Origin of the sequence: Planococcus faecalis, assembly GCF_002009235.1 — a bacterium.
GTDB classification, from domain to species: Bacteria; Bacillota; Bacilli; order Bacillales_A; family Planococcaceae; genus Planococcus; species Planococcus kocurii.
Map to the genome: position 1 here is coordinate 3173752 of NZ_CP019401.1, position 14538 is coordinate 3188289.

At 41.5% G+C, this 14538-nt stretch carries 13 protein-coding genes; 6 read left to right on the forward strand and 7 right to left on the reverse strand.

Annotated elements, in window-relative coordinates; translation table 11 throughout:
- The first annotated feature begins 43 nt into the window (after positions 1–43).
- Complete coding sequence (locus tag AJGP001_RS15765; RefSeq protein WP_071152740.1) at positions 44–628, forward strand: TetR/AcrR family transcriptional regulator; 585 nt, start codon at positions 44–46, stop codon at positions 626–628.
- A 356-nt stretch (positions 629–984) separates the two neighbouring features.
- Here AJGP001_RS15765 and AJGP001_RS15770 read toward each other — a convergent pair whose 3' ends face one another.
- A complete protein-coding gene (locus tag AJGP001_RS15770) occupies positions 985–1353 on the reverse strand; it encodes a DUF4181 domain-containing protein (protein ID WP_071152741.1) in 369 nt (122 codons plus the stop codon).
- A gap of 49 nt (positions 1354–1402) precedes the next feature.
- Positions 1403–1774 (reverse strand): DUF4181 domain-containing protein, encoded by a 372-nt coding sequence (locus tag AJGP001_RS15775; RefSeq protein WP_071152742.1) that lies wholly within the window; start codon positions 1772–1774, stop codon positions 1403–1405.
- Positions 1775–2141: 367 nt separating this feature from the next.
- On the opposite strand from AJGP001_RS15775, the gene AJGP001_RS15780 reads away from it, so the two are divergent.
- Positions 2142–3374 carry an AI-2E family transporter gene (locus AJGP001_RS15780; protein ID WP_078080759.1) on the forward strand — a complete coding sequence of 411 codons (1233 nt, stop codon included), beginning with the start codon at positions 2142–2144 and terminating at the stop codon, positions 3372–3374.
- 40 nt (positions 3375–3414) lie between these two features.
- Here AJGP001_RS15780 and AJGP001_RS15785 read toward each other — a convergent pair whose 3' ends face one another.
- Positions 3415–3837, reverse strand: coding sequence for a MarR family winged helix-turn-helix transcriptional regulator (locus AJGP001_RS15785; protein WP_071152743.1), 423 nt, complete (start codon positions 3835–3837; stop codon positions 3415–3417).
- Positions 3838–3949: 112 nt separating this feature from the next.
- On the opposite strand from AJGP001_RS15785, the gene AJGP001_RS15790 reads away from it, so the two are divergent.
- Entirely contained in the window at positions 3950–4936 is a 987-nt protein-coding gene (locus AJGP001_RS15790) for a YhdH/YhfP family quinone oxidoreductase (protein WP_071152744.1), read from the forward strand.
- A gap of 443 nt (positions 4937–5379) precedes the next feature.
- Here the strand turns inward: AJGP001_RS15790 and AJGP001_RS15795 are convergent, their stop codons facing one another.
- Positions 5380–8274, reverse strand: coding sequence for a DEAD/DEAH box helicase (locus AJGP001_RS15795; protein WP_078080760.1), 2895 nt, complete (start codon positions 8272–8274; stop codon positions 5380–5382).
- Positions 8275–8318: 44 nt separating this feature from the next.
- Complete coding sequence (locus AJGP001_RS15800; protein WP_071152745.1) at positions 8319–8714, reverse strand: (deoxy)nucleoside triphosphate pyrophosphohydrolase; 396 nt, start codon at positions 8712–8714, stop codon at positions 8319–8321.
- 281 nt (positions 8715–8995) lie between these two features.
- Between AJGP001_RS15800 and AJGP001_RS15805 the strand changes: the two genes are divergently transcribed.
- The 3 genes from AJGP001_RS15805 (at position 8996) to AJGP001_RS15815 (ending at position 11364) form a co-directional block, all read left to right on the forward strand.
- Positions 8996–9949: a carbon-nitrogen hydrolase family protein gene (locus AJGP001_RS15805; RefSeq protein ID WP_071152746.1), complete on the forward strand. Its 954-nt coding sequence runs from the start codon at positions 8996–8998 to the stop codon at positions 9947–9949.
- Between the two features lie 51 nt (positions 9950–10000).
- Positions 10001–10399, forward strand: coding sequence for a RidA family protein (locus AJGP001_RS15810; protein ID WP_058384124.1), 399 nt, complete (start codon positions 10001–10003; stop codon positions 10397–10399).
- 173 nt (positions 10400–10572) lie between these two features.
- Complete coding sequence (locus AJGP001_RS15815) at positions 10573–11364, forward strand: putative hydro-lyase (RefSeq protein WP_071152747.1); 792 nt, start codon at positions 10573–10575, stop codon at positions 11362–11364.
- 66 nt (positions 11365–11430) lie between these two features.
- Here the strand turns inward: AJGP001_RS15815 and AJGP001_RS15820 are convergent, their stop codons facing one another.
- A complete protein-coding gene (locus AJGP001_RS15820; RefSeq protein WP_071152748.1) occupies positions 11431–13050 on the reverse strand; it encodes a M20/M25/M40 family metallo-hydrolase in 1620 nt (539 codons plus the stop codon).
- Between the two features lie 13 nt (positions 13051–13063).
- Entirely contained in the window at positions 13064–14482 is a 1419-nt protein-coding gene (locus AJGP001_RS15825; protein WP_071152749.1) for an amino acid permease, read from the reverse strand.
- Between the last annotated feature and the right edge of the window lie 56 nt (positions 14483–14538).

Here is a 14538-nt window from a genome sequence, read left to right on the forward strand (position 1 = left end):
CACAAATCGCTTCATTTTCTAGATACAAGAGGAGGAAAATAAGGTGAACAGCACAGAAGACCGCCGCATTTTGCGAACACAAAAAAAGTTAAAGACAGCCTTATTGCATTTATTGCAAGAAAAAGAACTGCAACAACTGACTATTACAGAAGTCGCGAAGCGCGCAGACTGCAACCGTGTGACGTTCTACTCACATTATAAGGATTTGAACGACTTGCTCGCAGCTATCGTGACAGATCACTTGGAAAATCTTGCAAGTGATTTTCGTAAGAGCTTTCAGAATTTAAAACGCTTTTCTTCAACCGACGTGCAGCGTCATTTGCCAATTTTCGAATACATTTATCAACATCAATTTATCTTCCAGTTGATTATTAGAGGAGAAGTACTGCCTGGTTCACAAAATCAGTTTTGTGAAACGCTCGTTCAAATATCTGCTACAGAGCTACAATTGGAAGAAACGAGCGACTTAGAAATTCCCACACTCAATTATTTTATGACATACGGCAGCTTAGGCTTTTTCTTTTACTGGATCCAACAAGATTTTAAAGATTCTCCCAAAACCATGGCGGGTAAACTTGCGAAACTTCATGGCAAAATGTATGACGGTTCGGTAGTGTTGGATAACTAGTCCACATGAGAATGAATAGTAGTGTATACTTCCAAGCGAGCTGACCACTTCACTTTCCGTGGGCTCAGCCCGCTTAGAAGCAGGCGGCTTTAATCAAAGAGAGCAAACTATTTATCCGTTCCTTACTTAGAGATGCTGAATACGTGTAGCCTCCACACTCCAGGATCCAAAGGGCAAAGAGGTGCTCCTGCGAGATAACGAAGCGATGAAATCCACTCGGGCGATTAGCCAGAGTTAGTTTGGGGCAAGCCCGCGGAAAGCGACCGACTGGAGCGCAGAATCCGGTATAAACAAGAGAAAAGAATATTTATTCTCTACTGACTTGTGCTTATTCTTTCGTCATAGCGAGATCTCTTTTAAAAGTTCGCAATCGTCCATTTCACAACTTCAACCAACCCAACTAGCGACAACAAAAAAACAAGATTTAAAACCAAGCTAATAACAGATCGTTGCGTATTTCTAACATAACCCCATTCAAGAACGGTCTGGAACAATGCTACTATTCCAAAAAACAATAAGACATTTATGTAATTGATCGTTACCTCGTTTATCGACAAAAGCAAAAGTACAATCAAGCTCGTGACAAGGATCCATCCTACCCATCGCTCGATTTTCTTTACGGGCGCTGCTTTTCGGTCTACTCCGTGCTTTTTCTCTATTCGCTGGAGCAAGAAGCCAATAAACAGCAGAAGAGCACCAAGTCCAATTAGAATTAACGTCTCCATTTCACTCTACCTCCTCAAAAAATCAATTTGCCTGAAAGTTTTTCATCTACTAGCTTACTTGTAAGAAAGCCATCGTCGTGAAAACGACCAAGGTTACTGCTACGATTGAAAAGTACAGAAGTGACGCCTGATACTTTCGAGATCCTTTTAAATACTTCCATTCTAAAATAATTTGCATAGCACTCCCCACAAAAAAAATAAAAAATAGCCAAAAGAAAAATCTTTCTAATGAACCTTGGAACATTAAAGCTATGGCAATGATTGCAGCTACAGTCAGCAACCCATTCCATCGCTCGAATCTCTTCACTGGAACTCCTGCTTGTGCTTCTTTATCAATCCCAAAGCGCTTTTTCAAAAATATTCTTAAAAAATGAAAGCCGAAAATAACGACTAGCCAAACAAACAAAAAACTTGTATCCATATCTCGCACCTCCTAATCGCTTGTCTATTCTACGAACGAAAAGAATTGAGGTTTCGGTTTTTTCTGTTCTTTAATTTAGTGGATAGTGAAGGCGAAGTTGTTTAGGGATTGGAGCTAACCTTGAATATGTGGATGATTTCACGTAGAAACGGGGATAACTATGGTGTTTTGTCATTCTCTGCCACTTATCCACATGTGGACAAATACGTTAGAAATTTACGACAAACTTTCAACATACCTAGAAACAACTTGAAAGAAAAATTCTTTTTAGTGTGAAAAATCGGCTATCCGGGTATTTTAATCTTACTACAAGAAATGGAATTTCAAAACGACACTAGCTAGAGTTAGCGAGAAAGAGGTGGACATGATGGAGCAAGATAAAAACAAGAATCCTTTTAGCCATGCAGCTTCCTGGTTTACAAAATGGGTACTGAACAACAAAGCGGTAGCCATACTGATTATTGTTTTGTTGATTTTAGTAAACTTGCTACTGTTACCAAAAGTTAGTTTTATATTCCGGCCATTCACTGCTTTTTTCGATGTCATGGGGCTGCCATTAATCATGGCGGGGGTCTTTTATTACTTGCTTAATCCACTCGTTAATTGGATGGAAACGAAAAAATTCCCACGTTCGGCCAGTATTTTAATTGTCTTTGTAGTGATTGCTGGTTTGCTCGCTTGGGGCATTGCGACATTGATTCCGATTATCCGAGAACAGACAATAAGCTTACTGGAAAACTGGCAAGACTATTTGAATACCTTTGTCTCTCAAATCGATAGCTTTTTCCAGAGTAATTTGCTGTCACAACTGCAAACGCAGCTAACGGGAGGAACAGAGAACTTATCCACGTCCATTACTAATCAAGCAGATAATGTGGTGGGTACGACCGTGACTGGCCTCGGTAGTGTCTTTGGCGTCTTGTCGACAACGTTACTCGCTATCATCACGACTCCATTTATTCTTTTTTACTTGCTGAAAGACGGCCACCATTTGCCTTATCACATTATGAAGCTCGTGCCTTCGAATATGCGTGAACATAGCTACCTGTTGTTGCGCGAAATGAACTTACAGATTAGCCAGTATATCCGAGGACAATTGATTGTCGCCTTTTTTGTTGGACTGATGTTCTGGATTGGTTTTAGCATCATTGGACTTAAATACGCGTTAACCTTAGGTGTACTGGCGGGCATTTTGAACTTGATTCCTTTTCTTGGATCCTTTATCGCTTTCGTTCCTATCGTTATTATCGCGATTGTCGTCCATTCGCCGTTTATGCTCGTTAAAGTACTGATTGTCTTTTTTATCGAACAAACTTTAGAAGGGCGTGTTATTCAACCGCTTATACTTGGCAGTAATTTACAAATTCACCCTGTTACCATCATTGCGGTTTTATTGACTGCGGGGAATCTCTTTGGTATTTTCGGCGTCATCCTCGGAATTCCGGCCTACGCCGTCCTTAAAGTAATTTTGAGTCATCTGTTCACCTGGTACAAGTCCTACACCGGATTATATGCGGATACTTACAATCCAGCACCAGAGCCGCCCATTTCAGAAAAGAAAAAGAAAAAACAGCTTAGCTTAAAAAGAAAATTACGATAAGAAAGAGCTACCGAATCCCTCGATTCGGTAGCTCTTTTAGTTAATAAAAATCAGCTTGTATAATACTTGCTAATGACTTCTTTAGCACCACTTTATCGCTATCTGAGAGAAATTGCAGCACTGACTCATTTAGCTGTTCAGTCGTTGCTTCTACGTCTTGTTGAATCGCTTTCGCCTTTTTCGTGGTGGCCACTAAAATGTTTCGGCGGTTTTCAGGATCGATTGAGCGTTCGATAAAGCCTGCTTTTTGCATTTTATCTAAAATCCCAGACACCGTCGAAGCTTCCAAATGCATCATGGCACCAATTTGTTTAGGAGACATTTCGCCTTTTCTCCATAAACAATTTAACACCCCGTATTGAGCTGGGGTTAAGTCGTATTCTTCTAATAGCTTGCTAAAGTGTTTAAACACCTTGTTTTGGCTAATACTCAGTAAGTAGTTAATACACTCATTTAGTTCCATTTAATCTCCTCCATATTGACAATATTCATCTTATCATGTTAGGTTTTGTATTCAAATAATTTTGTTGCAGAACTATTCTTCAGAAACAACAAATAGAGAGGGGCAATTTTTTATGAATCCGTTTAAAGCAATTCGAGTTAATGAACAAAATACTGAAGTCACTTATGATTTAGAAGAGGTCACCATCGACCAACTTTCAGAAGGTGAAGTCTTAATCAAAGTTGCCTACTCCTCCATCAATTATAAAGATATGTTAGCTGTTCAAAAAAATACCGGCGTGATCCGCAATTATCCGATGACACCAGGAATCGATTTGAGCGGAACAATCCTTGAGTCGACAGATTCACGTTTCAAAAAAGGGCAAGCAGTCATCGTTACAGGCTTTGCCATGGGCATGAGCCACACAGGCGGTTTCTCAGAATACGCACGTGTCCCTGCAGATTGGATCGTCCCATTGCCTGGTAACTTGAGCTTAAAGGACGCGATGGTCTTCGGAACAGCTGGATTTACTGCAGCACTGTCTATTGGTGCGTTGGAAAAGAGCGGGATGGACGCAGCGAACCATCCCGAAATTTTGGTTACCGGCGCAACAGGCGGAGTCGGCAGTATCGCACTTCAGATTTTATCGAAAATGGGCTTCCAAAACATTTCGGCACTTGTTCGGAAAGACAACCAAGTTGAAGTCGCAAAATCACTTGGCGCAACAAACGTCGTTTTCGCAGATGACTTAGGTGAATTACAAAAGCCATTAAACAAAACACGTTTTGATTATGTGGTCGATACAGTCGGTGGAGATGTTGCCGCTGTACTCATTCCTCAACTTGCTTACGACGGCAGTATGAGCATGTGTGGCAACGCTGGTGGCTTGCAAATCACGACTACGGTCTTGCCCTTTATCTTGAGAGGTGTAAGCTTGCTTGGTATCGATTCGGTGAACGTACCGATTCACAAGCGTGGAGCTATTTGGGAGAAGATGGCCAACGAATGGAACATCACCCAAACGACTTTAACGGATGAAGTAACGCTTGAAGAATTGCCTCAGACGATTGAAGCGATTAAAAACGGCCAGCATTTAGGAAGAACGATTGTGAAGTTGTAGGATTTTCAGGGTAAAAAGCATAAAAAAGAAGGGCTGCCTCAAAAGGTCATAAAAAATGACTTTTGGTGACAGCCCTTTTATTGTTCTCGATAAGACCGGCTAATTTTCATTGCGGCGGACGCTTTCCGCGGGCACGGCCTCTGCCGCTTCCTTCGCTCCACTCAGTCCAGTGGCTCCAGCTCGTGCTGTTCCCGCAGGAGTCGGCAACTTCATTTCAATCAGCCTATTCTCAAATGGAGATAAAGTAAAAATTAATAAAGTAAAATCAAGCATTAATCGTACTTATAGAGACTCACGAGACAGCAGTTTTTTATGTAAGCACATTTGTTACCTGCTACTTTCCAGTCATGCGAATCACGTATCTAGTCACCGATTACTGTACTCATTGCCGGCAGTGGCGAATCTAAATACGTGTCTTCCATTAACAAGAGCTGCTGTTAAAATCAGTTTTCTTCACTCGTAATGTAGTGATACAACTTACTTTCCACAGTATTCTCTAACGTTAAATGCATATGGACTACCGGGATTTCTTTTAGGTTTTTATCCGTCATCAACGCTTGCTCTATGTTTTCTTTATCTGGAAGAGCTTGACCCAAATAATAAAAATCGCCACCCTCGTCGTCATCCTTTTTGATAAACAAATGGAGATCAATATTATTTTCCGCAGCATCTATAATGGTTTTTACTTCTCCAGATGCTAAGGTGCGATTACTTCTTGTTGACCATTTAAAGATTTCAGGACTGATAAAGCCTTCTGTATAGGCAACGCTCGATTCTACTTCATCATTTTTGTGATACGTAACAAAAATCGGACAAGAACCGTGCTTTGTTTTATAGCCATAAATCGTGGAGCTTTCATCGCTTGACCAGTTTAATAAACGGCACGCATCTTTACGCGTGTATTTTTTATAACGTGTTAAAGCACGATTACATTCGTAGCTTTTGCTCAATTCTTTAGCACTCACTATTAGATCAACAAACATTTTTCGGAAGCTCGTATTCTTCTTTAAGCTTTCTTGAATATCTTCATTAAAATAGATGCTGCTTTCTCCAAAGACCACAAGTGGTTTATTGCCATATTTTTTACGTGGACCTTGGTTGAAAAAGCTTAAACCTAAGATGCGCTCTACCGAAGCAAAAGTGTCCGAATTGACCGTACAGTTATGGGATTTTACAGATTGCTCGTAAGTGCCCCGCGTGACTTGGTCTTTTCCCACTAATAATTCAAGCAATAGGATCTCATGCAGCCTTTTGCCGTTTAGAATTTCCAGTGACAGCATCGTCAATACCTGTTCCTCATAAACAGTGACAAGCGGATCAATTTCTTTCAACTTCAATAAAAACTGGTGATAGGTTGTGTATTTGTGAACAATCACTAACGGATCAATAGAGTTGTGCTGAATAAAATCCTGAAGCTGTGGAATGCGTCCGATTCTATTTTTTAACTCTAGATAAGTTTCTCGAAGAATCTTCATATCACTTAAGTTACTTTTCTTAATCGCTGAGAACACACGATTTTTCGCAATTTCTTCAAAATTCACTGTGGAAATCCCTCTGATGTAGCTAGTGTCTTTCATTCGGCGGCGAATATTATCCTTGTTTTGTGAACGCTCACCTGACAACGCGACTGGAATGAGGTAGTTATTTTTATAGTTACCGATGAAATCAATGATGGTTACGAATTCTTTTGATCCGTGCTTGCGAAGACCACGGCCCAACTGCTGGATAAAAATAATGCTAGACTGTGTTTGTCTTAGCATAACCACTTGATTGACACTCGGAATATCGATTCCTTCATTAAAAATATCGACAGTTAAAATATAATCAATGATGCCATTCTCTAACCGGTCAACGTGTAAAATTCGTTCTTCTTGCGAATTTTGGCCAGTCAATGCTACCGTCTTTAACCCTCTACGATTCAATTCTTCTGAAAGCTTGATAGCTTCCTCTTTTCGGCTACAGAACATGAGCCCTCTCACTTTTTCACCTGAATGTCCATAGTAATTGATTTTTTGCAGAAGATGATCAACTCGTTCTTCTGTTATCAATTTCGAAAAAACGGTCGCTTCGTCAATCACGCCTTCTTCATACTCAACGTCGGTTACGCCAAAATAGTGAAACGGACAAAGCATGTCTTCTTCTAATGCTTCTTGTAAGCGAATCTCATACGCAACGTTATAGTCGAATAGCTCATATATATTAAAATCATCGGTTCGTTCCGGTGTTGCCGTCATGCCCATGAGAAACTTCGGCTGGAAATGCTCGATGACTTTCTGATACGACTTAGCTCCCGCTTTATGTACTTCATCAATCAAAATATAGTCAAAAGCTTGCGGATCTAGTTGATTGAGCGTGGCTTCTTTTGAAATAGTTTGAATCGTCGCAAACAAATAACGCGCATCCGTTTCTCTCAAATTTCCTGAAAGAATTCCAAAATCACTTTCCACTCCACCCAGTATTCGAATAAAGTCCGACTTTGCCTTTTGAAGAATTTGTTCTCTGTGAACGATAAATAGCATTCTTTTTGGAGCAAAACTTCGGACGTCAAAAGCAGATAGATAAGTTTTCCCTGTCCCCGTCGCCGAAATTACCAAACCTTTGTCATTTCCAGCTTCACGTACTGACTGTATTTGTTGAAGAGCAGCTTCTTGCATTTTGTTCGGCTTGATATTGATGGCTTCTTTTAACGGATTTTCAGTATACACTTCGGGAAATTCAGCTATATTTTTTAATTCTTTGCGGTATTCAATCGGTACATAAGATTGTTCATAGTTTGTAATCCACTGTTCTGTTAGCGGTTGTGCATTTTCCCAAACCTCTTCGAATTGCTGATAAAAATGATGGACCAATTCTCCGTTTTCATGAGAACTCAATTTGACATTCCACTCATAGTTCACTTGCAAGGCTTGTGCCGTTAAATTAGAACTGCCGACAATTAACGTCTGATGCGTTTCATGTGAAAAAATATAGCCTTTTGAATGAAAACCTTTCATGTTCGATAACCGGACTTCCACATTATTGATTTTCATAAGTTCTTTAAATACTTTAGGCTGATTAAAATTTAAAAAAGTCGAAGTTAAAATTCTTCCTTTGATTCCTTTTCGGTCAAGATCTGATAAATGCGTTTTTAAGGTCGCCAAGCCACTTTCAGTCACGAATGCTACAGAAAAGAGAAATGATTGACAGCTATCTAACTCTTCTGTAATGGAATTCAACACAGTGTCATTTGTTTTCGTATTATTGATCAGCAAAGTTGGCTTGAAACGTTCACCACTTGGTTTTGCTTGGTCGATAAACCCTTTATATAGAGAGTCTTCTAAATTCTGAAGAAAATTCATACCTATCCCCCGCTTTTCTTTCAGCCAATTTTATATCTCTAAACTTAAGCATGCTGTTTTAGTTTTTGTATCGCTGGAATATCTGCTGGCGCCCATTCTAGCTGCTCGAGTTCGTGCGCTTCTAACCATTCGATTGCTATATGTTCTGTTAATACTGGAGTTCCTTCGACCAATTGGCAGTAAAACGTAGTTAAATGAACAATACCAAAGTCGTATTCATACACCGTATGTTCTACTTGTTCACCAATTTCTACTTGGCAATGCATTTCTTCTTGGATTTCTCTTCGCAACGCTGCTTGCGGCGTTTCAGTTTCTTCTATTTTGCCTCCAGGAAATTCCCATAAACCAGGCAAACTTTTTTCCGTTCCACGTTGTGCACACAAGATTTTGTTACCGTCTTTAATAACTGCCCCAACGACATATATGTTTTTTATTTTCATTTTTCTCACCTACTTTTATTTTTATTTAAGTTAAAGCAGTGGTAATAGATTGATTTAAATTTGATATAATTTAACTGTTGCAAAATTCAGATTTAGAAAGACGATTTAATTGTTACGATATAAGTTATGTCTTCTTACCAAGGATATATATAATGCAGCTTTGGATCAAGTCGATTTTCCACTATTTCTATTTTATGGAATATTTTTTGTGTATATTCGAAACTTTTTTTAAACGAGTTAGGATTTTTCAAAACACCTACTAGATACGAAAGGATGATCACATGAAAAAAATCACGAAATTCAAAGTAGCCGTCGTCCAAGCCGGTGCTGAAATCATGGACAAAGAAAAAGGCGTAGCCAAAACAGTTCGTTTGATTCAAGAAGCAGCTAGGCAGCAAGCTAATATTATTGCCTTCCCAGAAGCATTCATCCCCGCCTATCCGCGTGGTATGTCGTTTGGTGCAGTGGTTGGCAGCCGTGACTTGGAAGGTCGCAAAGATTTTCGTGAATACTGGGACAATTCCATCACAGCACCTGGTCCTGAAACACAAGCGATTGGCAAAGCAGCGAGACAAGCGGGAGCTTACGTCGTAATCGGTGTCATCGAAAAAGACTCGAACGGTAGCCAAGGCACGCTGTATTGCACAGTCTTATTTTATGGACCTGATGGCGAATTGCTCGGCAAGCACCGTAAGTTAAAACCGACCGGGTCGGAACGTCTCATTTGGGGACAAGGCGACGGCAGTACATTGCCAGTTTTCGAGACGCCTTACGGACGACTTGGTGCGTTAATTTGCTGGGAAAATTACATGCCGCTCGCGCGTGCTGCAATGTATGACAAAGGGATCCAGATTTACGTCATGCCAACTGCCGATGGACGGGATACATGGACCTCAACGGTTCGACACGTAGCGGCAGAAGGGCGTTGCTTCGTATTGTCGTGCAATCAATATTCAACAAAATCAATGTACCCAGAAGCTATTTCGTCACGGGCTGAATTTCAAGAGTTGCCAGAGGAAATGTCTCGCGGCGGAAGTTGCATCGCAGGACCTCTAGGGGAGTTGATCGTCGAGCCAGTGTACGGAGAAGAAACCATTCTCTACGCCGAACTCGATTTAGACCAAATCGCCGAAAGTCAGTTCGATTTAGACGTATCGGGACATTACGCTAGACCGGATGTTTTTCAGTTGAGTGTCAATGAGAAAGCGCAAAAAAACGTAGTATGGAACAACTGATCATCCTTTCTTTTTCTAAAAATACAATTGCAAAGAAAGGTGGGAAGCCTAGTGGAAAACGATAAAATCACCAGACGCAATCCCATCGGTATGCCGAAACCCGTCGGCAATTACACACACATTACGAGAATCCCCAGAAATGCAGAGCTGTATGTGACTTCGGGGCAAATTGGTCTAGATGCGAACGGCAAGCTTCCTAAGGGATTCCATTCTCAAATTACCAATACAGTTAAAAATATTAAACAAGTTCTCTATTCAGAACAGTTAACTGCTGAGAATATTATCAAAGTAAATATATGGGCTACCGAAAAGATCGATTGGGATTTCTTATATGCTGAATGGTCACAGCTATTCGGCACTGATTATCCAGCCATGACGATTGGGTACATTACAGAACTGGGGTTGCCCGACATCAAAATTGAAATTGAAATTTGGGCAGCTCAAGTTTGATCCACTATGAAAAAGCACAGCCAGAACGGATTACCGTTTTGATTGTGCTCTTTGTTGTTTTATTTGATGTATAAAATAATGACCAGATATTACTTTTATTGCTAATCAGTAACCTCATATAACAAGACTACCAATTGATAAAACTCACGCTTTCAGATGGGAGAAAATCGCAAATGATCAACTTACAAAATTCCACACCAGAAGAAATCCGGCAGCTGATTCGAGAAGGCAATTTAAAGAGTCCTACTTCGGGGATGGCGAATGGCTTTTTGCAAGCTAACCTTGTCGTTCTTCCAAAAGACATGGCGTTCGATTTCCTGCTGTTTTGCCAGCGCAACCCAAAATCTTGTCCATTAATAGACGTCACCGATGCCGGTTCATTTACACCTGTCCAATCCGCGCCTACAGCAGATATAAGAAGTGACATTCCGCTTTATCATGTTTACCGAGACGGGAAATTAACGGAAACGCTGACAAACATTACGGAGCTTTGGAATAATGACATGGTCGCGTTTCTCATTGGTAGTAGCTTTACGTTTGAAGAAGCTTTAGTCAACAACGGCATTCCGATTCGCCACAACGACGAAGGAATAAATGTACCGATGTACAAAACATCTATTCCAACCATTAAAGCCGGAATATTCGAAGGACCCACTGTTGTCAGTATGCGTCCTGTTGCCGAAAAAGATGTGGTACGCGCCGTGCAAGTAACAAGTCGTTTTCCTACCGTCCACGGTGCACCGCTCCATATTGGCAATCCGGAAAGTATCGGTATCGACGATATAAATCAGCCTGACTACGGTGACCGCGTGACGATTAACGATGGTGAAGTGCCGCTTTTTTGGGCTTGCGGGGTCACGCCACAAGCCATTGCTGCACATGTCAAACCGCCATTTATGATTACACATGCGCCAGGGCATATGTTTATTACAGATATAAAAACCGAAGAAGTCGGAGTCATATAAGTTCAGATAGAACAAAAAGCACAGCCAAACGGAGGGCCGTTTTGGCTGTGCTTTTTGTTTTTGTCATTAAACTGTCTCAAGTACTTTTTTACACAAACTCTTCATCAAACTTTCCAGCATATGCGGCGTATGAACAAAAGCACTGTCCATATGAAGCCGCTCTGTATACTGATGAGCGTCTTTGCCGAACGGACCAACATTCAACACAGGCGCTCGTAGCTCAAGCATGTCGGCAAACGGAATGCTATAGGTTTCCCCCCATACAGGCGTGTTGCGTTCATACGAGCTCCATCCGTTACCAGGGTCGCTATAATTAACATAACTCAAATCGCAAAGTCCGTTAAAATAGTGAACTTGATCAACTTCAACGCCATTTTCTGCGGCTGCTCTTTTTACAGTGGCAATGCACTCCATGATAAATGGATCTTCCGATGAATTGACTGCCGGATAATAAGGCGGTGCAAACAACAAGATGATTGCTGGTGCTAATTCGTGACATTGAATCATCAGTTTATCAGCAATACGCAACGATTTCTCGCGTTCGTCCCATTCTGGATGTGCTAAAATTTCTGCTTTTAGTTTTGAAACAAAGCGAACACCGCGTTTCGCTTCTGCATACTCGAGTAACTGCTCAAAGCGCAATACCTGTACTTCCCCAATGCCTTCGATCCCTTCACGCCTGCATAGTCCGCTATATGCCGTATTACACATAGTCGCCGCTTGCATTGCCGTTTGTTCAAACAGTTCCATCACTTCGGCAGCATTTCGTTTCATGAGAAAAACATTATACAAAGCAGTTGCTCGGTAAGGTGTTTGTGTCGAATACTGCATTTTCAAATCTTTTTGTTGAAGCGAAACCGGTAGCGGTGTACTTTCACCAAGATCACTTTCGCGGTATAGAGCGTTCCACTCCATCGCTTGCGATAGAAAAGAAGCCATGTAATTCGCTGTCATGCCTTTTAACGGTTCACCCACATGCGTTTCTTTGCCATAGAAAAGTGCAGCTGGCATGATTTTTCCGAGCGTCCCCGAATAGACGTAATGCTTTTCGTCACCCGGTTTTTGTGAAAATGCCGGCTCACTGTTAAAGAACATCTTGTACGACAAGCCGCGCTCTTCACGCAAGTTAACAAGCTCACTCACCGCTTTACGCATGCCCATTGAGTTAACTTCTTCGTCGGGCACAGTCAATAACACGAGGTTCAGCGGCCAGTTTTCCATACTGGCTTTTTCAATGAGTGCCATATGGAGAGCCAGCCCCATTTTCATATCCATCGTGCCACGGCCAAATAAGTAGTTACCTGACTCGAGATCTGCACGCGCCTCTTCTGGAAGATCGTCTTTTCGCTCAAACAGCTTTTTCGTTAACTCTTCAGGACGAAATGCGAGTTGTTCCAGATCCCCATATTCTTCGGTTTGCACCGTATCAAAATGGCTGATGAGCACAATTGTATCGGCCGCTTTCGGATGCTCATAAAGAGCCATCACCAAGTTTCGTCCCTGATCTGCTTCGTGAAGCGCCAAAAATTCAGGATGTTGCTTGAAATAATCGAGTTGTTTTAGCTTATTCTCCACTTTAAAAGGAAATTCTTTTTCTCCTTCTGTCAGTGTCCGGCTTTCCCAGCTAACTAATTCACATAGTAGCGTACGAAGATCTTTTGGCGTTCCCCACAACAATTTCCCCACTCTCTATTCCTCCTTATTTGACAGTTTCTACTTCCACCGGAGCTAGAACAGATTTTTTCTTTTCTAGTTTCACTTTGTAGAACACCGTACAGACTACGAAAAATCCGATGCCGTATAACAACCCGATACGCTGCGTTGGATCAAAAGCGAGAAATCCAAGAATCAGCAAACAAAAAGCAATACAGAAAATCGGGACAAACGGATAAAAAGGTACTTTAAATTTTAAATCGGCAATATCTCCACCCGACTTCACGTAATGACGGCGGAACATTAACTGAGAAGTGGCAATTCCCATCCAAGAAATCGTTACAGAAATACCGGCAATCGACATCAACAAAATAAAGACTGTGTCTGCTTCCATAACACTTGTTAAAAGCGACAGCAGTGAAAACATCATCGTAAAAATTAATGCTGCAAGCGGTACTTTTCGTTTTGTCAGCGTACTGAAAATACGCGGCGCCATGCCTTCATTTGCCATCGCCCATAAAAGACGGGTCGATGCATAAAGGCACGAGTTCCCTACAGACAAGATTGCTGTCAAAATAACAAAATTCATGATGCTTCCCGCGTATGGAATTCCTGCCATTTCCATCAATGTCACAAACGGACTCGTCATAAGACCGAGTTCAGACGCTGGGAAAATCGCGGATAGGATAATAATAGACGCGATATAAAAAACGATAATTCGGACTAAGATATTGCGTATCGCTCTCGGAATATTCTTTTCAGGATCTTCTGTTTCACCCGCTGCAATTCCAACGAGCTCTGATCCTTGATAAGAGAAAATAACATTCATCATCGTGATAAAAATAATGGCAATACCTGCTGGGAACAGCCCTGTAGGTGCTAGGTTATCCATAAACGGCGCCGGACGATCTGCTAGTGGAATCAGACCGAAAATCGCAGCAGCTCCAATTCCGATAAACAACAGAAGTGCGACTACTTTAATGCCAGCAAACCAGAACTCTGCTTCTGCAAAGCCTCTTGTCGTCAACGCGTTCAATACAAATAGCAGCACTACAAAGAATGCACACCAAATCCATATCGGCGTTTCTGGGAACCAATATTTCATCAGAATGCCGGCTGCGGTAAATTCAACACCCGCTGTCGCAGCAGATCCCACAAAATACATCCACCCGAGTGAAAATCCTGCAGATGGACTAATGTACTTCGAGGCATACGTTTGAAACGAACCGGTAACTGGCATATGAACCGCTAGCTCTCCGAGACACACCATCACCATATACAGGATCAAGCCGCCGATTAGGTAGCCGATTAACGCGCCTCCTGCACCGGACTGGTTGATTGTATACCCTACATTCAAAAACAATCCTGTTCCGATAACGCCTCCAAGTGAAAGCATGAACAAATGGCGGCTTTTCATGGAACGGTTCAACTGGTTTGCAGCTGGCACTTCCGGTGTTTTGACCATAAAATTTCCCCTTTCCTATTGTTATTTTCTATATTTTAGCTGTAGTTGATAAACGA

Coding starts and splice junctions, on each gene's coding strand:
- AJGP001_RS15770 (WP_071152741.1), bottom strand. CDS start 1,353: ATGGAGACGTTAATTCTAATTGGACTTGGTGCTCTTCTGCTGTTTATT.
- AJGP001_RS15775 (WP_071152742.1), bottom strand. CDS start 1,774: ATGGATACAAGTTTTTTGTTTGTTTGGCTAGTCGTTATTTTCGGCTTT.
- AJGP001_RS15780 (WP_078080759.1), top strand. CDS start 2,142: ATGGAGCAAGATAAAAACAAGAATCCTTTTAGCCATGCAGCTTCCTGG.
- AJGP001_RS15785 (WP_071152743.1), bottom strand. CDS start 3,837: ATGGAACTAAATGAGTGTATTAACTACTTACTGAGTATTAGCCAAAAC.
- AJGP001_RS15790 (WP_071152744.1), top strand. CDS start 3,950: ATGAATCCGTTTAAAGCAATTCGAGTTAATGAACAAAATACTGAAGTC.
- AJGP001_RS15795 (WP_078080760.1), bottom strand. CDS start 8,274: ATGAATTTTCTTCAGAATTTAGAAGACTCTCTATATAAAGGGTTTATC.
- AJGP001_RS15800 (WP_071152745.1), bottom strand. CDS start 8,714: ATGAAAATAAAAAACATATATGTCGTTGGGGCAGTTATTAAAGACGGT.
- AJGP001_RS15805 (WP_071152746.1), top strand. CDS start 8,996: ATGAAAAAAATCACGAAATTCAAAGTAGCCGTCGTCCAAGCCGGTGCT.
- AJGP001_RS15815 (WP_071152747.1), top strand. CDS start 10,573: ATGATCAACTTACAAAATTCCACACCAGAAGAAATCCGGCAGCTGATT.
- AJGP001_RS15825 (WP_071152749.1), bottom strand. CDS start 14,482: ATGGTCAAAACACCGGAAGTGCCAGCTGCAAACCAGTTGAACCGTTCC.